Genomic DNA, 18,490 nt, shown 5'->3' on the forward strand with positions numbered 1-18,490 from the left:
CCGCTCCCTCCCCTGACCGGGGCATGACTAGGGTAACCCCCCGATCCTAGTCAGAGGAGAAAGCCCTGGTCAGGGTCGTAGGGTATGGCAAGGGAGCCATATCAGGGGATGAGGACCACGGATCCGGTGGTGCGCCGTCCTTCGAGATCTCGATGCGCCGTCGCGGCTTCCGCGAGCGGGTAGCGCTCGGTCACGCTGATCTTGACCACGCCGCGCTCGATGGCGGAGAAGAGCGCCTCGGAACGCCAGTTCGTCTCGGCGCGATCGCGCAAATGGTGCGCGAGCGTCGGGCGGGTGACGAACAACGAGCCGCCCGCGTTGAGCCGTTGCAGCTCGAACGGGGGCACTGGTCCGCTCGCCGCGCCGAAGAGCACCAGGGAGCCCCGGATCCGGGTGGCGGCGAGGCTCGCGTCGAATGTGCTCTTGCCGACCCCGTCGTAGACGGCGGCGACGCCTTCTCCGCCGGTGAGCTCGCGGACCCTCGCCGCGATGTCCTCCTCGTAGCCCAGCACATGCGAGGCCCCCGCTTGCCGGGACAGCTCGGCCTTCTCCGGGGTGCCCGCCGTGGTGATGACGCGGACGCCCTTCGCGACCGCCCACTGCGTGAGGATGAGCCCGACGCCGCCCGCGCCCGCATGGACGAGGATGCTCTCGCCCGGTTGCGCGTCGTGGCTCGACCAGAGCAAGTAATGCGCGGTGAGCCCTTTGAGCAAGGAGGCGGCGGCGGTCGCGAAATCGATCCCGTCCGGCAGGCGCACGATGTTCTTCTCCGGCACGGCGGCGTACTGGGCGTACCCGCCGAGCGACCCGGTCCACGCCACGCGGTCGCCGACTGAGAACTCGGCCGCGTCGGGGCCGACGGCCGCCACGGTGCCCGCCCCCTCGTTGCCGAGGGTGAAGGGCAACGGGATCTGGTACGCGCCGGAGCGCTGGTAGGTGTCGATGAAGTTCACGCCGACCGCCTCGACTTTGATCAGCACCTGGCCCGCGCCCGGCTCGGGCGTGGCAGCCTCCACCAGTTCGAGGACCTCGGGGCCGCCGGTCTTGGTGACTTGGATCGCGCGCATTGTGCTCATGCGGTACATTCTCCAACATGAGCGAAACTCCAGCTGAACAGCTCGGCAAAGCGCCCAGCGGCGCTGTGAAGGCCGTGCGCGCTTTCCTCGCCGCCCACGGCGGCTCCGGCAACGTTTTGTTGCAGAACATCGGCCAGGCTGGGGTGCGTATCACCCTGATCGGAAAGGACGGCGTCCTCGGCGACGAGGTGGTCCGGAGCATGTCGGCGGCGAAGGCCGTCGTCGCCGCCGTGGACGGGCTCGAAGAGGCGGAGGAATGGACCCGCGAGCTCGTCAGCACCGCAACGCCTGCTCCCGGCCACGCGCGGAAGATGGCCGGCTGGGTCGCGAACACCTGACATGGGCGGCGGGGGGTGTTTCCGCGCCGCTCTGACGGCTTCGCTCGTGCTGGTCTGCGCGGTCTCGGCGCTGACCAGCTGCGTGAAGCCTCCACCGGGCGGTGGGTCGGGCAAGGCCGAGCCGTGCAAGCTCGCGCAGCCTCCGGACGGGGCTGCGGTCGCGTCCGTCGCGGCTAGAGACCAGGCGAAGGTCGACGGAAGCCGGTTGAAGGTCGGGCTGGCCTTCGACATCGGCGGTCGGGGGGACGCCTCGTTCAACGACGCCGCCGTCGCGGGCCTGGACCGGGCGGTGGACCAGCTGGGGCTGCGTCCGGAGAACCGCGCCGAGCGCTCGCCGAGCTCTGGGGAAGGCGAGTCGGACAAGGAAGCACGCCTGGTCCGGTTGGCGGAGGACGGCTACACCTCGATCGTCGCGGTCGGGTTCGTGTACGCCCCGAGGCTCGCGACCGTCGCGCCGCATTTCCCGAACACGCAGTTCGCCATCGTCGACGCGGAAGTACCAGGGCCGAACGTCAGGTCCATCGAGTTCGCCGAGGAGCAGGCCTCGTTCCTCGCGGGCGTCGTCGCCGCCTATAAAAGCAAAACCTGCCATATCGGATTCGTCGGCGGGGTGGACAACCCGCTCATCCACAAGTTCGAGGCGGGTTTCGTCCAAGGGGCGAGGGCCGCCGCGCCGGGGATCGTCATCGAGCGCAAATACCTTTCGCCTGCGGGCGACAACTCCGGGTTCCAAGACCCGGCGAAAGGACGCATCACCGCGAACGGGGAGCTGGGCCGAGGCGCGGACGTCGTCTACCACGCGTCCGGGGCCTCTGGCAAAGGCGTGATCCAAGCGGTGCACGCCGCGGGGAAGCTCGCCATCGGCGTCGACTCGGACCAACACGAGCAGCAGAACTTGGGCGACGCGCGGCTCAGCGTCATCACGTCGGTGGTCAAGCGTGTCGACGTCGCGGTCTACGAGTACTTGCGGGCGACGGCCTCCGGCCAGCTCGCCTCGTTCCCGAGCCGGTTCGACCTCGCGCTTGGCGGTGTGGACCTGGCCGCTTCGGGGGGCGGGATCGACGATCTCAAACCGGTCCTCGACGCGTACCGGGCAGCTATCGTCAGCGGTCGGACCCATGTCGCCACCACTCGTTCGGAGCTGCGCGAATGAGCCTCGAACCGCCGCGAGCCTGCACTGCCGTCCTGCGTTTGGCAGGGATCGTCAAGCGCTATCCCGGCGTGGTCGCGAACGACGCCGTCGCGCTCACGGTCCGGGCCGGGGAAGTGCACGCGATCTGCGGCGAGAACGGGGCGGGCAAGTCCACCCTGATGAAAATCCTCTACGGCATGGTCAAACCCGACGAGGGGACCATCGAGGTGCACGGGGAAGAGGTCAAGTTCCACTCTCCGGCGCAGGCCATCGAGGCGGGGATCGGCATGGTCCACCAGCATTTCATGCTCGCCGAGAACCTGACCGTGCTGGAGAACGTGGTGCTGGGGGCGGAGTCGCGCCATGGGATCGGGGCGAAGGCCCGGTCGTTCCTCCGCGCGCTCGCCGAGGGCTCCGGCCTGCACGTCGACGTCGACGCGCAGGTGGACGAGCTCGGCGTGGCGGACCGGCAACGGGTGGAGATCCTCAAGGTGCTCTACCGCGGGGCCCGGATCATCATTTTGGACGAGCCGACGGCAGTGCTCGCCCCCTCCGAGGCGGAGGCCCTCTTCGAGGTGCTGCGCGGGATGAAGGCGGAGGGGTACACCTTCCTATTCATCTCGCACAAGCTCGGCGAGGTGCGCGCCGTCGCCGACACGGTGACGGTCATCCGCCGGGGGAAGACCGTCGCCACCGTCGACCCGAAGACTGTCACGAACGCGCAGCTGGCCGAGCTCATCGTCGGCTCGATCCCAGACCTCTCCAGGCCCGACGCGAGCAGGGAGCCCGGCAGGCCGGTGCTCCGGCTGGCCGGAGTCTCCGTCGCGGGGGAGGGCAATCGGTCCGAGCTCGCCGAGGTGGATTTGACGATCCGCGAGGGCGAGATCCTCGGCGTCGCGGGCGTGGAGGGCAACGGCCAGACGGCGCTGGCCGAGGTGGTCCTCGGGATGCGCCAGCCCTCGGCGGGCACGCTGGAGCTGCGCGGGCGAGCGGGGGAGGCGCTCTCGCTCGCGGGGCTCTCGGTGTTGCGGCGGCGCGAGGCCGGCGTCGGATACGTCGCCGAGGACCGGCACCGGCATTCGCTGTTGTTGGAGCAAAGCCTGTGGCGCAACCGGGTGCTCGGCTTCCAATCGCGTCTGGCCCGAGGCCAGTGGCTCGCCATCGGCGACGCGAAAGCCCAGGCGGAGACGATCCGGAAGTCCTTCGACGTGCGCGCGCCCGGAGTCGGGACGCCGATCGGCGCGCTCTCCGGCGGCAACCAGCAGAAATTCATCATGGGCAGGGAGCTGTCGGACGACCCGGTGCTGCTTGTCGCTGCCCAGCCGACCCGTGGCGTCGACGTCGGGGCGCAGAGCCTTTTGTGGGGCAAGATCCGCGAGGCGCAAGAGGCGGGGCTCGCCGTCCTCTTGATCTCGGCGGATCTCGACGAGCTCCTCGCCCTCTCGGACCGGATCGTCGTGCTGCATTGCGGGCGGATCGTCGCCGAGGCCGACCCAAGGACGGTCACGGCGGGCGAGCTCGGCGAGGCGATGACGGGGGCCGCCGAATGAGAAGCAGGCTCAAATGGCTCGCCGCGCTCTACGCGCCGTTGGGCGCGGTGCTCCTCGCGTTGGTCCTCGCCGCGCTGATCCTCGTGGTCAGCGGCAAAGACCCCCTCTTCGTCGCGGGCACGATGCTGCGCCAGCTGCGGGACCAGGCCGTGCTGTGCGACATCGTGAACGCGGCGGCGGCGTACGCGCTCATCGCGGTCGCCGCCTCGCTCGGCTTCAAGATGGGCTTGTTCAACATCGGAGTCGAGGGGCAGTACCGGGTGGCCGCCGTTGCCGCCGCCGTCGCCGGAGCCGAGCTGCCCGCGCCGCCTGGCATGCGCGTCCTGCTCATCGTGCTCGTCGCGATGGCAGTCGGCGGCGCGTACGCCGCGATCCCGGCCCTCTTGAAAGTGTTCCGGGGCGTGCACGAGGTGATCAGCTCGATCATGCTCAACGCGGTGGCCGTGGGGATCGTGGCGTATATGGCGGGCGAGCAGGGCTGGGGCGTGCTCAACGGGAACAACATCGGCACCAAGGAGATTCCGTCGGACGGCTGGGTGGGGAGCTTCGAGTTCGGCTCCGGGAAGATCTTCGGGCTTGTGCTCCTCGCCGTCGTGGCGGGCGCGGGCTATTGGACGGTGCTGTCGCGCACGCGCTTCGGCTTCGAGCTCCTCGCCAGCGGCGAGTCCGCGTCGGCGGCCCAGGCGGGCGGGGTCGACGCGAAGCGGATGATCGTGACGGCGATGGTCCTCTCCGGCGCAGTCGCCGGGCTCGCCGCGCTGCCCGAGCTCACCAGCCGCGACCACAGCTATCTCGTCACGTCCACCGCGGGATACGGGTTCACCGGGATCGCGGTCGCGCTGATCGGGCGGGGCCATCCCCTCGGCATCGCGGCAGGAGCGCTCTTATGGGCGTTTTTGGACAAATCCGCCGTGGCGTTGGACGCGGTGTCGGTGCCGAAGGAGATCGTGCTGATCCTGCAGGGGACTGCGGTCCTCGCCGTGGTGGTCGCGTACGAGCTGGCCAGGCGGTTCGAAGCGGCGCAGGCCCAGCGCCGGGTGCGGGCCGCGGTGGGGGCGGCATGAGCACGACGATGAGGCGGGCGCTGCCGGTCGCCCTTGTGGCGCTCCTGGTCTCGGCGATCACCGCGCTCACCAAGGCATACGACTTGACCAGCCCCGGAGTGGTCCGCACCGGGGTCGCCCTCGCCATCCCCATCGCCCTCGCCGCGCTCGGCGGCCTGTGGGCGGAGCGCTCCGGCGTGGTCAACATCGGGCTCGAAGGCATGATGATCCTCGGCACCTGGGGCGCCGCCTGGGGCTCGTTGGAGTGCGGGCCTTTGTTCGGGCTCCTCGTCGCGGCGCTCTTCGGCGCGGCGGGCGGGGCGCTGCACGCCCTCGCCACGGTCACGTTCCGGGTGAACCACATCGTCTCCGGCGTGGCGATCAACCTGCTCGGGGCGGGAGCCACGAAGTACCTCGCGAACCTTGTGTTCTTCCCGAAGTCGAAGAACCCGCGCGAATCGCCCCCGGTCGAGACGCTGCGCTCCTTCGACCTGCCGCTCGTGCCCGACTGGTGCCAGTCGCTCGCCGACCGGCACTGGTTTCTCGTGAGCGATCTCGCGGGCGTCGTCGGCGGGCTGACCAGCGGGCTCTCGGTGCTCACGGTCGGCGGCCTCGCCCTGGTCCCGCTGAGCTTCTGGATTCTGTGGCGGACGAGGTTCGGCCTGCGGCTGCGCGCCTGCGGGGAGAACCCCGCGGCGGCGGCTTCGCTGGGGGTCAAGGTGCGCTCGCGCCAGTACGTGGCCTTGCTGATCTCTGGCGGCTTGGCCGGGCTCGGCGGGGCGGCGCTGGTGGTCGCGCCGGGGCAGATCGGCTACAGCGAGGGGCAGACCGGCGGCCGGGGCTATATCGGCCTCGCCGCGATGATTTTCGGGAACTGGCGCCCTGGCGGCCTGCTCGGCGCCTCCGCGCTCTTCGGCTACGCCGACGGCCTGCGCCTCTCCACGCCTGCGTGGGTGGTCGGGGCCTTCCTGTACGGCGCGGTCCTGGTGCTGGCCGTGATCGCCGCCGCGCGTTTGTCGCGGGGCCAGCGCACGGCTGGGCTTGTGACAGCGGGGATAGCCGCCTGCCTCTGGTGCCTCTACTGGTTCACCTCGGAGCTGCCGAGCGAGTTCACCGACTACCTCCCGCATATCTTGACGCTGATGGTCCTCGCGATCGGCGCGAGCCGCTTGCGCCCGCCCGCCGCGTTGGGGGAGACAGAAGCTCCGGGCCACTGAGTTCTCGAGGCCACAGCCACCCGAGGAAGACAGATCCTCCATCAAGTCGTAATCTTTCTGTGATTTCGTCTCTCGGCAGCCGCATTCATCCAGGAGGACCTTTGGCTTCGTACAGCGGGCGCACGGCGCCCTTGACGGTGTGCGCGCTCGCGCTCGTGCTGCCCTTCCTCGATGCGGCCCTCGTTCCCGGCGCCCTCGCGGCTCCCGCGCAGGGGGCCGACTCCAGCTGCGCCGATCGCGATCCGCAGCGCCATGACGACAAGGCAGGCGCGCAGGAATGCGCCGCGGAGCAGGTCGGCGCGCCGCAGAGCACGAGGTCGCTCTTCTCCGCCGCGTCTGCCGCGATCCGGGCGCGCGACGTGGCCGGGGCAGTGGAGGACTACCGGGGCATCGTCGAGGCCAGCCCGCAGGATTCGACCGCGCTGATGTACCTCGTTGGCTGGTCGACCTTCCTCGGCAACGAGGACGACGCGGACCGCTACAAGAGCAAGCTCGAAGAGGCGGACCCGGCGCGCGGCGCGGACCTCGACCGGATGCTCTCGGCGATCCACAACCAGACGAGCGCGCAGATCACCGAAGAGCTGCCCGGGCAAGAATCCCTCCAAGGCTCCGAAACAGCGATCGTGACGCTCGGCGCGGGGCTGCACCCGGACGGGACGATGCCGCAGGTGCTGGTCGACCGTCTGCGCAAGACTCTCGACGTGGCCCATGCGGACCCGTCCGCGCCGATCGTCGTCACGGGCGGCAAGCCGCAGAACGGCCTGACCGAGGCGGACGCCATGGCAGACTGGCTCGTCGCGCAGGGCGTGGACCCGAGCCGCGTCCATAAAGAGGACCGTTCCGCGAGCACCGTGCAGAACGCGTTGTTCAGCGCGTCGATCTTGCAGTCGCTCCAGCCTTCGCATGTGGTGATCGTCACTTCGGCGAACCATGTGCGACGGGCGGGCGCCCTGTTCGAACTCGCGGCGGGCCCGGTCCTGCCGCCGGGATTCACGCTCACGTCGGTGGCGAGCGTGGACCCGGCCCAGGCTGGTTACGACGAGGAGGCCGACCCGGAGGACTGGGAGCTGCGCGCCATCTACCGCGACAGCTTCAGCGTCGTCCGTCCAGGCATGTGACGCGGGTTCCGCGCATGGACCGGTGCACGCGCAGGACGGTGTTGGTCGCTGCGGCGGCCTTCGCCGCAGCCGCGTGCACGGAAGGCGGGGCGTCGCCTGCGAGGCAGAGCCCGGCCCGGGGGCCGGGGCTCTTGCCGAACGGGCAGCGGACTGTGTTCCCGGGCTCGCGGCTCGTCGGTTGGTGCGGCGCGCCCGGCGGCACAGCTTTGGGCAGGCTCACCGGGGACATGAACCCCGAGCTGCTGCCTGCGAGCGTGGCGCAGGCAGCGCAGCGCATGCTGGGCCAGATCGCCCCGTACGCCGCCCCCGGCGGCACACCGGCATTGCCGGTGCTCGAGCTCATCGCCACCGTGGTGACGAGCTCGCCCGGCGCGGACGGCAAGTTCCGGATCCGGCAATCGGACGAGGTCGTCGCCGCGTATCTCGCCGCCGCGCGCAGCGTGGGCGGCCTTTTGCTCTTGAACATCCAGCCCGGGCGCGCGTCGTTCCTCGACGAGGCCAAGGCGTACGAGCGGTTCCTCCTCGAGCCAGAGGTCGGGCTCGCGCTCGACCCGGAGTGGTCGGTGGCCCAAGGGCAGCCCGGCGACCAGTTCGGGACCACCACCGGCGGGGACATCGACGCGGTCGCCGCGTATCTCGCGGACCTCGTCGCCGCGAACGCCTTGCCCGAGAAAGTGCTCGTCTACCACCAGGTCGCGCCGTCGGTGGTCACCAGCGAGGGGGATCTGCGCCGTCATGACGGGGTCGCCGTCGTGAAATCCGTCGACGGCATCGGCAGGCCGAAGGACAAGCGCTACTCCTGGGACCTGCTCATGGCCACCAAGCCGGACCATGTGGCGCCTGGCTTCAAACTGTTCTACGACGAGGACGTGCAGACCGGCGGCGTGCTCATGTCGCCGCAGGACGTGCTCGGCCTGGCGCCTGCTCCGATGTACGTCGTATACGAGTGAGCCGAGGTCCCCGCAGCGCGCTCGTCTCTCCGGGTCCGGTAGCGCTTGCTACGATTCTTATGTGAATGAAATACTGGCGAGTCCAGACACCGCGTACCAAGCTGGTCGTGTCCTCGGGAGGATCCTGTGCGCAGGCACGGTGGTCTTCGTCTTCGCGGTGGGACTCGTCGGAGTGTGGCGGATGATCTTCAAGAAACGGCGCACGACCCCGCCGGATCTCGCCCAATTCGGCCAACGATTGGCTCAGATGCGGCAGAGCGCGGCCCTCCCGGGAAGGCGGCTCGTCGTGGTCGAGCACATACAGAAATCCACCAAGCATGGGTCAGACGCTCGTGTGCGCGACTACGAGACGGGCGAACCGTTCGACGCCTGGTTTCGGCAGGACGCGCCTGCGACAGGCTCCTTGGCGGTGATAACGGGCTCGTTCGAGCACGACGAGAGCCACGGCCGCCAGGTGTTCCACGTCGGCGACGCGCAGGCCGGGAGCGGGGTCCTCGACCAGTTGACGGCGGTGCAGCTGCAGGCGGCTCTCTTGTGGCCGGACGGCGGCTTGTAGGAGGTTGAGCGCCTGCCCCGACGCACGTCATGTACGAGTGGGCCGAGGGCGGACGTAGAAAAACCGCTCGCGCGGCGTCGGTGGTCTTCGGCAGAATGTCCGCTATGCGCGTTGCGAACAGCCAGGGGCCGTTGTCGTCCGCGAAGTTCCGGTGGTTCTTCGCGGCGCGCTCGGCCTCGCTCTTCGGCGGCAACGCCGCACCGATCGCGCTCGCTTTCGCGGTGCTCGAGGCCTCGCACCACAACAGCGACCTCGGCCTCGTGCTCGCGGCGCGGAGCCTGGCACTGGTCTTGCTGGTCCTGTTCGGCGGCGTGCTCTCGGACCGCTACCCAAGGGACAAAGTGGTGCTGGTCGGACACCTCGGCGCGGCCATCACCCAAGGGATCGCCGCCGCGATCCTGGTCACGGGGAATTTCGACCTCGTCGCCATCCTCGCGACCGAGGCGCTCAACGGCGCGCTCACCGCCCTCACCGGCCCCGGCGTCTACGGCATGATCGGCCAAGTGGCGCCCGAGGGCCAAGTCAAACAGGCCAACGCGCTCCTCGGCTCCACCCGTCAAGTCGCGACGATCCTCGGGCCGAGCCTCGGCGGGCTCCTCGTCGTCACGGCGGGCGGCGGCTGGGCGCTCGCGGTCGACGCGGGCTGCTATCTCGTCGCCGCGTTCTGCCTCGCGCGCCTCCACCTTCCCCAGGTCGACTCGGAACGCCGCCCCGGGGTGTTCGCCGAGCTGCGCGAGGGGTACGAGGAGTTCCGCAAGCACACGTGGATCTGGGCAGTGGTCGTCGGCTTCGCCGTGCTCGTCTTCGTGCAGGCGGGAGCGTGGGGCGTGATCGGCCCGGTGATCGCCGAGCGGAGCTTCGGCGCGCAGGGCTGGGGCGTAGTGCTCGGGGCGGAGGCGGCGGGGTTCCTGGTCGGAAGCCTGCTGCTCTACCGGCTGCAGGTCGTGCGGCTCATGCGCCTCGGGCAGCTCTGCCTGGTGGCGACCCCGTTGCCGCTGATCCCGATGGCCCTCGGCGCCGGGCTGGGCTGGCTTTTGGCAGCGAGCTTCGTCGCCGGGGTCGCGTTCAGCGTGTTCGGCGTCGCATGGGACACCTCGATGCAGGAGCATGTTCCCGCCGAGAAGCTCTCCCGGGTGGCCTCGTTCGACGCGCTGGGCTCGTGGATCGCGATGCCGCTCGGCCAAGTCGTCGCGTTGCCGCTGGCGGACCTTGTCGGCTTCTCGCGCTATCTGTGGGTCGGCGCGGCGCTGTGGTGCGCGATGGCGGCGTGGCCGCTCCTCCTCCCGGCGGTGCGGCATTTGGAGCACGGCGCGCGGGACGCTGAAACAGTGGGCCCGGAAACAGCGACGGCCGCCCGGTGAGGGCGGCCGTCGCTGTTGTGCGGCTGCTCAGGCCTCCTGGGCCTGCCACATCCAGTGCTGCTTCTCAAGGCCGTCGGCCACGGCGATGAGGAGGTCCTGGCTCACCGGGTCCGAGTCCTCGGTGGCCCCGATGCCCTCGCGCACCACGTCGATGACGATCTTGAGGTTGTCCACGACGCCGCCGACGACTTCGGAGGTGGAGGTGAACTCGGTGGCGAACCCCTTGGTCTTCGCAGACGACACGACGGTGCTCGCGAGGCCGTTCGCGTTCGCGCCGATGGCGGAGAGCCGCTCGGCCACATCGTCCGAGAAGCCACGGACCAGGTCGATGAGCTCGTCGAGCTGCAAATGGACGGAGCGGAAGTTCGAGCCGACGACGTTCCAGTGGGCCTGCTTGCCGATCAGGGACAGGTCGATGAGGTTGACGAGCGCGTTCTGCAGCGCCTGAGCAGTGACCTTCTTGTTCTCTTCGTTGAGCGGGCTGGTGATGACTTTGACGGTGCTGGCTTGAGCCATGGGAAGGTTCCTCTCGTCGTGGGTGATCCTAAATTGGAACTATTCCATTTTAGCGCATCTCGGTGGGCGCGGCTAGGGGGGTGTGAATTTTTCTTGTCCGGCGCAGGCTCTCACGCGTCCGGCGCGTAGCCGATGGCGGCGTGGTCCATGTCGCCGACGCCGCTCGCGCCGAAATTGCGGACGGCGGAGCGGACCGCGTAGTTGTACGGGGTCTCGAAGAGGGGGAGCGAGTGCGCGATCTCGGCGATCTCCCGGTCCGCCGCGTTCGCGATCTGGCGCATCCGTCCGGGGTCGAGCTCCGCCTGCATCTGGTCGAGGAGCTGGTTGAGCCGTTCGCTGCCGATCTGGCCGTAATTCTGCTGCACATCGGGCTCGCCGCGCGCGGTTCGGTAGCGGCCGTACGTCGGCGCGGAGTCGGAGGGATAGGGGCTGCACTCGGTGCGGAAGGTGGTGAGGTCGAAGTCGCCGACGTTGATGTGGCTGCGGAAGAACTCGGCGCTGGGCACCGGCTCGATCACGAGGTCCACGTCGATCTCGGCGAGCATTTGCTGGAGGATTTTGCCGATATCGGCCCCGGTGGGGTTTTGCGCGGGGATGACGAAGCGGATCCGGGGGCGGCGGTAGCCGAGCGCCGCGAGCTCGGCGCGGGCTGCTCGCGGATCGTAGGGCAAGGCCTCGCGATGGTCCCCGTAGCCTGTGGAGCTGCGCAAGAAGACGAGGTTGTAGGCAGCTGCGGGGGAGGCGGAGACCGAGCCGATGAGCGTCGCCGCGATCCGGTCCCGGTCGATCCCCTTCGCGACAGCTCTGCGCAGCCCTCGGTCCGCGCAGATGCTCCCGTCTCTGCCGCAGAACACGAGGGCGGAGATCGTGGAGGACGGGCCGGGCCGGATGTCGAGGCCCTTGGTGTTCTCTGCCACGGCGAGGGCGGGCGCGGAGGCGAGCAAGTTCATGTAGTCGATCTCCCCGTTTTGCAGCGCGCCGATCTGGGCCTCTTTCGGAAGGCCTAGGAACACGAGCGAGTCCAGCCTCGGCGCGCGGCCCCACCAGTGTGGATCGGGGACCATGGCGATGCGCCCCTGGTCTTCGTCGTAGGGGCCGATCTTGAACGGCCCGGAGGTGACCGGGGGGATTCGGAGGCCGCCCCTGCCGAAGATCCAGCCCTTGTTGAACACGTCCGGATCGTTGTTCGTCGTCTTGGGGTAGAGGAGCCCGAAGAGCTTGCGCCAGTCCGCGTAGGGCCGCGCGAAGACCACGACGGCCTGTCGCTCGTCGACGCCTTTGCCGACGTGGGCGATATCGCGGTAGCCGGTGGTGGAGGCGACCAGGTAGCGCTCGTCGGCTCCGGAGAGGGCCCGCCACTGCCAATGGAGGTCTTCCCAGGTGATCAGGGTCCCGTCGGACCATCGGGCTTCCGGGTTGATCGTGTAGACGACCGTCTGCGGCTCGCCGGGCTCAAGGCCGATCGCGGTGAAGTACTCGTCGCGTCGGGTGAGATTGCCGCGCGAGTCCGCGCGGAACGGGACGGGCATGCAGGGTGCGACGATGTCCCTGGTGTAGCCGCTCATATCGGCTTGCAGGGCGTTGAAATTCTTCGGGAAGTCGTCCACCGGCCAACGGAAGACGCCGCCTTGGCGCAGTGTCTCGGGATCTGCCGCGCGTAGGGGATCGTCGCTGGATGAAGGCTTGCGAAGCGGCAGGCCGCAGGAGGCGGCATATAGGGAGGCAAGGGGCAGGCCTGCGAGTCCGAGGAGCAGCGAGCGGCGGGGAATCATGCGGATGCGCTGTCTTCCCTGGCGTTCATGGCGAAGATGGTAGCCGGCATTCAGCCGGGGAGTGTGGTGTCGTGCCGTCCGGTTGGTCTCGCCATTGGCCGTGGGGCGGACGCGCAGGGCCGAGGGACGCGGCCCGGAGTGTCCAGACGAGCACTGTCGCGCGGTGGTGGTGTCGGCGGAGGCGTTTCAGATTCTCAGGGATTGTTTGTCTGCCAGATTCCGGGTGCTCGTGGTCGAACGGGACGTGGGGTACCGCCCGCGGCACCCTCGGGGCCGTGGGGGAGGGTCCAACTCGGTTCTCGCCCTTCGGCGGCGGCCGGGGAATCTGCAGTGCTGGTCCCTGGTGTTGGCGTGGGTCTCGACTGCGGGTCTGGGTCGGGGGATGGGCAGTCTCAGCCTCGGTCCATCACTTCGCGTAGCCGATAGCGGCGTAGTCGACGTCGCCGACTCCGACCGGGCCGAAGTTGCGCAGTCCGGACCGTGCGGCTGTGTTCGCGGGAGCTTGGAACAGGGATATGGAGTGGGCGATCTTGGCGATCTCGACATCGATCTGATTGCCGATCTGAAGCAGTTTCTCCTCGTCGAGCTCCTGCTGCATCTGCGAGATCAGATCGTTGATCGCGGGACTGCCGATCTGCCCGTAGTTCTGCTGCGGATCGATGGTTCCGTCTGCTTTTTCGTAAAGCCCGTAGATGGAGCCGATATCGGTGGGATAGGCGGTGTGCCCCCAGCTGAAAAGAGTGAGGTCGAAGTCTCCGACGTTGATGTAGTCGCGGAAGAATCCGGCGCTGGACACAGGGGCGATCTTGAGGTTCACCCCGATATCCGCGAGCATCTGCTGCAAGACTTTCGCGTTGTTCGTCGAGGAAGGGTTTTGCGCCGGTATGACGAGGCGCAGAGTCAGCTGCTTCCCGTCTTTCGCCCGGAACGTGCCCTGCTGCGTCCAGCCGAGCCGGTCGAGCTCGGATTTCGCGGCGCCCGGGTCGTACGGCAATGCCGCACGGTGGTCCTCGTAGCCGTGGACGCCCTTGATGAAAACAAGGTTGTACGAAGCCGCTGGTTTTTCGACCACGGCGCCCAAGAGGGTGCTCGCGAGCCGGTCTCGGTCGATCCCCATGGCCACGGCCCGCCGCAGGCGTACGTCGGCGCAGACGCCGCCAGGTTTTCCGTTGAAGGTCAAATTGCCCAGATACTGGTTCGGGCCAGTTCGGATGTCGATGCCCTTCGTGTTCTCGGCGATGGCGAGGTTCGGGGCGGAGGACCCGAGCGAGGCGAAGTCGATTTCGTCGTTCTGCAGGGCCCCGATTTGCGCGTCTGCGGCGAGTTCGAGGAAGACGATGCTGTCGAGGCGCGGCTTGGGCCCCCACCAGTTCGGGTCGGCGGCAACCCGGAGGCGCTTCTGCCCCGCGTCGTACGAGTCGATTTTGAACGGGCCCGCCGTCACCGGCGGGCGGGTGAAGCCGGACAAATCGAGAATCCAGCCTTTGTTGAAGGCTTCGGGGTCTTGATTGGTGGATTTCGGGTACAGATACGAGAACAGGCTGCGCCAATCGGCGTAGTTCCGCAGGAAAGTCACGACGGCTTGGCGGTTGTCCACGCCCGGTTCGACAGCGGCGATATCTCGATATCCGGTGGTGGAGATGATTTGGTAGTCGGGATTTCTCCCGCTCTGCGCCTGCCATTGCGCCTTGAGGTCTTCCCAGGCCAGAGGGCTCCCGTCGGACCAATGGGCTCTCGGGTCGATGGTGTAGACGACGGTCTGCGGCTCGCCGGGGCGGAGCTCGATCTTGCTGAAATAGTCAGTGTTGACGCTGAGGTTGCCCTGCGGGTCGGACTTGTGGCTCGTCGGCATGAGCGCGCCCGCGATGGTCGCGATGTAGGCGGTCATGTCCGCCTGGTTGTAGTTGTAGTTGACCGGAAGCTCGTCCAACGCCCAACGCAGCATGCCGCCTTGGCGCAAGGTCGCGGGATCGGCTTTGCGGGTGGGGTCGTCGCCCTGTTGCGGCCTGGTCAGCTCCAGCCCGCATGAGGCGAGGACGGGCAGCCCGGCCAGGCCGAGCAGCACGGCGCGGCGGTCGATCGGTCTCATAGGGCCCTCTCCGAATCGCGCTTCGCCCGTGCGGCCGCAGGGTCGGGGACCGGGACCGAGGCCATCAGCTCCCGGGTGTACTCGTGCTGCGGGTCGGCGTAGACCTTGGCGACCGGGCCTGCTTCCACGATCTCGCCCGCCCGCATCACCGCGACGTGGTCGCAGACCTGCTTCACGAGCGCGAGGTCGTGCGAGACGAAGAGGTAGGACAGCCCGAGCTCGGCCCGCAGGTCCGAGAGCAGATTCAAGATTCCGGCCTGGATGGAGACGTCGAGCGCGGAGACCGGCTCGTCGAGCACCAGGATCTTCGGCTTGAGGGCCAGCGCGCGGGCGATGCAGAGCCGTTGGCGCTGCCCGCCGGAGAACTGCGCGGGAAAACGCGCGAGGTGTCCCCGGTCCAAGCCCACCAAATCGAGCAGCTCCAATACTCGCGTATTGCACTCCGCTTCTGGCTTCCCGAACAAACGGAGCGGCTCGGCGAGGATGTCGGCGGCGGGCAGACGCGGGTCCATGGCCGCCATCGAGTCCTGGAAGACGATCTGGATGTCCTGGCGCAGCTCGCGGCGCTCGTGGGGGGAGAGCGAGGCGGCGTCTCGGCCGAGGACCTCGATCTTCCCGGCCTGCGGGGCGACGAGGGCCATGATCTCCATGATCGTGGTGGTCTTGCCGCAGCCGGACTCGCCGACGAGGCCGAGCGCCTCGCCCTGGCGCACCTGGAAGCTCACGTCCGAGACTGCGTGCACCTCGCCCACCTGGCGTTTGAACACAAGCCCCTTGGTGACCGGGTACGTGCGCCGCAAGCCTTCGACGGACACCACGACCTCGGGCTGCGCGGGCTTCGCAGGCGGCTCGTTCCATGGCGGCACTCGGTACACGGCCGCCGCGTCGGCCCCGGCCAGCTCTTCCGAGCGGATGCACGCGGCCGCCTGGTGCTCGCCGACAGGCGACAGCGGCGGCTCGGCCTCGTCGCAGCGGTCGATCCGCAAAGGGCAGCGCGGCGCGAAAGAGCAGCCGGGCGGCAGGGCCGAGGGCAGGGGAGGCGTGCCGGGGACGGGCACGAGCCGGGCGCCGATGGGCGCGTCGATCCGGGGCACCGCGCCCAACAGGCCCAGGGTGTAGGGCATGCGGGGGCTCGCGAAGAGCGGCTCCAGCGGCGCCGACTCCACGATCCGGCCCGCGTACATGACCAGGGCGCGGTCGGCGAACTCGGCGACAACGCCGAGGTCGTGCGTGATCAGGACGACCGCGGCCCCGGTGATCTCCTGCGCGGTGCGCAGCAGGCGCAGGATCTTCGCCTGCACGGTGACGTCGAGCGCGGTGGTCGGCTCGTCGGCGATGATGAGCTTCGGGTCGTTCGCGATGGCCATCGCGATCATGACGCGCTGGCGCTGCCCGCCGGAGAGCTGGTGCGGGAAGGATTTGGCCCGCTGCGCCGGGTTCGGCACCCCGACGAGGTCGAGCAGCTCCACCGCGCGGTCCCGCGCTTGCCGTTTCGTCAGCGAAGGCCTGCCGCCCCTGCCCCCGTGCACGAGCAGCGCCTCGGCGATTTGGTCGCCAACGGTGTAGACGGGGGTGAGGGAGGAGAGCGGGTCTTGGAAGACCATGCTGATCCCGGCGCCTCGGATTTTGGACAAATGCTTGTCGGGCTGCCCGACCAGCTCCTGGCCCTCGAACCGGATCGACCCGGTGACTCTCGCCGCGTCGGGCAGAAGGCCGAGCACGGAAAGCGCCGTGACGGACTTGCCGGAACCGGACTCGCCGACGACGGCCACCGCCTCGCCCGCCTCGACGGCGAAGCTGACGCCCCGCACCACGGCGGTTCCGCCGATGGCGACGGTCAGGTCGGCGACCTGCAGCAACGGGGAGCGCGGCACGGTCATTTCGCCGCTCCGATCTGCGCCCCGGGGTCGAAGGCGTCGCGGAGCCCGTCGCCCGCGAAGTTCGCGGCGAGCACGGTGACGACGAGCGCGCCGCCCGCGAAGATGAAGAGCCACGGGAAGGGCAGCGCGGCGGAGCTGCCTTCCGCGATGAGCGTGCCGAGGGAGATGTCCGGGGGCTGCACGCCGAAGCCGAAGAAAGAGAGCCCGGTCTCGGTGAGGATCGCGGAGCCGACGGTCAGCGTGGTGTCGATGATGAGGAAGGACGCGACGTTCGGCAGGATGTGGGAGACGATGACCTTGGCGGGGGAGGCCCCCATGTACTGGGCCGCGATCACGAACTCGCGTTGTTTGAGGCTGATCGTCAAAGCTCGCACGACACGTGCCGAGAGCATCCAGCTGAACAGGGCGATCAGGAGCACGAGGAAGAGCCAGCTGCGCCCGAGGAACAGCGGGCTCGCGACCGCGATGATGAGGAAGCCCGGCAGGACCAAGAGCAGGTCGAGGCCCCAGCCGATCACGCGTTCCGCCCAACCGCCGAAATAGCCCGCCGCCGAGCCGACCACGGCGGCGATGAGGGAGGCGAGAATCGCGACGAGAAGGCCGATGGTGAGCGATTTCTGCAGGCCGCGCAGTGTCTGCGCGAGCATGTCCTGGCCGATCGAGTTCGTGCCGAACCAATGCCGCGCGCCGGGGGCTTCGAGCGCGTGGCCGTAGTCGATGATCTGGTAGTCCCACGGCAGAAAGGGCGAGACCAGGAAGGCGACGAGGTAGAGCAGGGCCAAAACCCCGAGCCCCGCCACCGCGAGGCGGTTCGACACGAAACGGCTCGCGACGAGCCTGGCGCGAGTGATCGGCTTGGCGGGAGTCTCTGCGCCCGCCCGGGCGTTCTCCGTCATGACACCCGCACTCTCGGGTCGAGGACCCCTTGGGCCACGTCGGCGACGAGCCCCGCGAGGAGGATGACCACTGCGGCGAAGAAGGTGATCGCGGTGACGATGTTCGTGTCCTGCCGCCCGATGCCGTCGACGAGCCAGCTGCCCACCCCGTTCCAGCCGAAGACCCGCTCGGTGAAGGTCGCCCCGGCGATGAGCCCGCCGAAGCCGAAGGCGAACAGCGTGGTCATCGGGATGAGCGCGGTCCGAAGCCCATGCTTGAACAGCGCCTTCGTCTTGGTGAGCCCTTTCGCGCGGGCGGTGCGCAGGAAGTCGCTGCCCAGCACGTCGAGCATCGCGTTGCGCTGGTAGCGGCTGAACATCGCGGCCTCGATCACCGCGAGGGTGAGGGTCGGCAGGACGAGGTGCTGGCTGGAGTCCGCGAACCCGGCCCAGAAGCCGTTCGGGGGGATCGCGGACTGCTCGCCGGTGTAGAGGAACACCTGTTTCCCGACGAACGAGTTCGCGGTGAGCGCCAGGAGCTTGAAGATCGTCGCGATGAGGAACGTGGGCGCGGAGAGGACGACGAAGGCCGTGAACGTCGTGGCGCGGTCGGCGAATTTGTATTGCCGCACGGCGGAGGCCACGCCGAGGAGAACGCCGAGGAGGGTGCCGATCAGCGCCCCGAGGAGCACGAGGCGCAGGGTCACGCCGATCCGGTGGCCGAGCTCGGGCGCAACGGGGGTGTCGTTGATGGTGTTGCCGAAACTGGCCCGGCCGATGTCGCCGAGCCAGAGCGTGTACCGCTCCAGCACCGGTTTGTCCAGCCGCAGCTCGTGTTCTTTCGCGTGGATCGCGGCGGCGGGCGGCGGCGGGTTGCGCTGCTTGTACGCGGCCATCGGATCGAAGGTCTCCGAGGCCAGCGCGAACGTCAAAAACGTCGCGAGGAAAAGCAGGACAATGGCTCCCGCCAGCCGTTTCCCTAAAAAGAACAGCATAGTGGGGACAGTGTGGCATACG

General features: G+C 68.8%; 16 protein-coding genes. 9 read left to right on the forward strand and 7 right to left on the reverse strand.

The features are described 5' to 3' along the window. Positions 1–101: 101 nt before the first annotated feature. A complete protein-coding gene (locus ACRC20_RS07375; protein WP_438685738.1) occupies positions 102–1,067 on the reverse strand; it encodes a quinone oxidoreductase family protein in 966 nt (321 codons plus the stop codon). A gap of 26 nt (positions 1,068–1,093) precedes the next feature. On the opposite strand from ACRC20_RS07375, the gene ACRC20_RS07380 reads away from it, so the two are divergent. From ACRC20_RS07380 to ACRC20_RS07420, 9 genes are all read left to right on the forward strand, one after another. Then, positions 1,094–1,414: a hypothetical protein gene (locus ACRC20_RS07380; RefSeq protein WP_438685713.1), complete on the forward strand. Its 321-nt coding sequence runs from the start codon at positions 1,094–1,096 to the stop codon at positions 1,412–1,414. 1 nt (position 1,415) lies between these two features. Beyond that, a complete protein-coding gene (locus ACRC20_RS07385; RefSeq protein ID WP_438685714.1) occupies positions 1,416–2,567 on the forward strand; it encodes a BMP family lipoprotein in 1,152 nt (383 codons plus the stop codon). Continuing rightward, the gene (locus ACRC20_RS07390) at positions 2,564–4,096 is read left to right on the forward strand and encodes an ABC transporter ATP-binding protein (protein ID WP_438685715.1); all 1,533 of its coding nucleotides are present in this window, start codon (positions 2,564–2,566) and stop codon (positions 4,094–4,096) included. Before ACRC20_RS07385 ends, ACRC20_RS07390 begins: the two co-directional genes overlap by 4 nt. Beyond that, entirely contained in the window at positions 4,093–5,160 is a 1,068-nt protein-coding gene (locus ACRC20_RS07395) for an ABC transporter permease (RefSeq protein ID WP_438685716.1), read from the forward strand. Before ACRC20_RS07390 ends, ACRC20_RS07395 begins: the two co-directional genes overlap by 4 nt. Further along, positions 5,157–6,356 (forward strand): ABC transporter permease, encoded by a 1,200-nt coding sequence (locus ACRC20_RS07400; protein ID WP_438685717.1) that lies wholly within the window; start codon positions 5,157–5,159, stop codon positions 6,354–6,356. The genes ACRC20_RS07395 and ACRC20_RS07400 overlap by 4 nt, the downstream gene beginning before the upstream one ends. Positions 6,357–6,457: 101 nt before the next feature. Next, on the forward strand, positions 6,458–7,474 hold the full coding sequence (locus ACRC20_RS07405; protein WP_438685718.1) for a YdcF family protein: 1,017 nt from the start codon (positions 6,458–6,460) through the stop codon (positions 7,472–7,474). A gap of 14 nt (positions 7,475–7,488) precedes the next feature. After that, on the forward strand, positions 7,489–8,424 hold the full coding sequence (locus tag ACRC20_RS07410) for a hypothetical protein (RefSeq protein ID WP_438685719.1): 936 nt from the start codon (positions 7,489–7,491) through the stop codon (positions 8,422–8,424). Positions 8,425–8,485: 61 nt separating this feature from the next. Next, positions 8,486–8,980: a hypothetical protein gene (locus tag ACRC20_RS07415; RefSeq protein ID WP_438685720.1), complete on the forward strand. Its 495-nt coding sequence runs from the start codon at positions 8,486–8,488 to the stop codon at positions 8,978–8,980. A 104-nt stretch (positions 8,981–9,084) separates the two neighbouring features. Further along, entirely contained in the window at positions 9,085–10,341 is a 1,257-nt protein-coding gene (locus tag ACRC20_RS07420; protein ID WP_438685721.1) for an MFS transporter, read from the forward strand. A gap of 27 nt (positions 10,342–10,368) precedes the next feature. Here ACRC20_RS07420 and ACRC20_RS07425 read toward each other — a convergent pair whose 3' ends face one another. The 6 genes from ACRC20_RS07425 to ACRC20_RS07450 all read right to left on the reverse strand — a co-directional run bounded on the left by ACRC20_RS07425 (position 10,369) and on the right by ACRC20_RS07450 (position 18,468). Further along, positions 10,369–10,857 carry a Dps family protein gene (locus ACRC20_RS07425; RefSeq protein WP_438685722.1) on the reverse strand — a complete coding sequence of 163 codons (489 nt, stop codon included), beginning with the start codon at positions 10,855–10,857 and terminating at the stop codon, positions 10,369–10,371. Positions 10,858–10,967: 110 nt separating this feature from the next. After that, on the reverse strand, positions 10,968–12,629 hold the full coding sequence (locus tag ACRC20_RS07430; RefSeq protein ID WP_438685723.1) for an ABC transporter family substrate-binding protein: 1,662 nt from the start codon (positions 12,627–12,629) through the stop codon (positions 10,968–10,970). Between the two features lie 406 nt (positions 12,630–13,035). Continuing rightward, a complete protein-coding gene (locus tag ACRC20_RS07435; RefSeq protein ID WP_438685724.1) occupies positions 13,036–14,718 on the reverse strand; it encodes an ABC transporter family substrate-binding protein in 1,683 nt (560 codons plus the stop codon). After that, complete coding sequence (locus ACRC20_RS07440; RefSeq protein ID WP_438685725.1) at positions 14,715–16,598, reverse strand: ABC transporter ATP-binding protein; 1,884 nt, start codon at positions 16,596–16,598, stop codon at positions 14,715–14,717. Before ACRC20_RS07440 ends, ACRC20_RS07435 begins: the two co-directional genes overlap by 4 nt. Further along, on the reverse strand, positions 16,595–17,494 hold the full coding sequence (locus ACRC20_RS07445) for an ABC transporter permease (RefSeq protein ID WP_438685726.1): 900 nt from the start codon (positions 17,492–17,494) through the stop codon (positions 16,595–16,597). The genes ACRC20_RS07440 and ACRC20_RS07445 overlap by 4 nt, the downstream gene beginning before the upstream one ends. Then, a complete protein-coding gene (locus tag ACRC20_RS07450) occupies positions 17,491–18,468 on the reverse strand; it encodes an ABC transporter permease (RefSeq protein WP_438685727.1) in 978 nt (325 codons plus the stop codon). The genes ACRC20_RS07445 and ACRC20_RS07450 overlap by 4 nt, the downstream gene beginning before the upstream one ends. Positions 18,469–18,490 lie beyond the last annotated feature (22 nt).

Source organism: Segniliparus sp. (assembly GCF_051660745.1).
Lineage (GTDB): Bacteria > Actinomycetota > Actinomycetes > Mycobacteriales > Mycobacteriaceae > Segniliparus.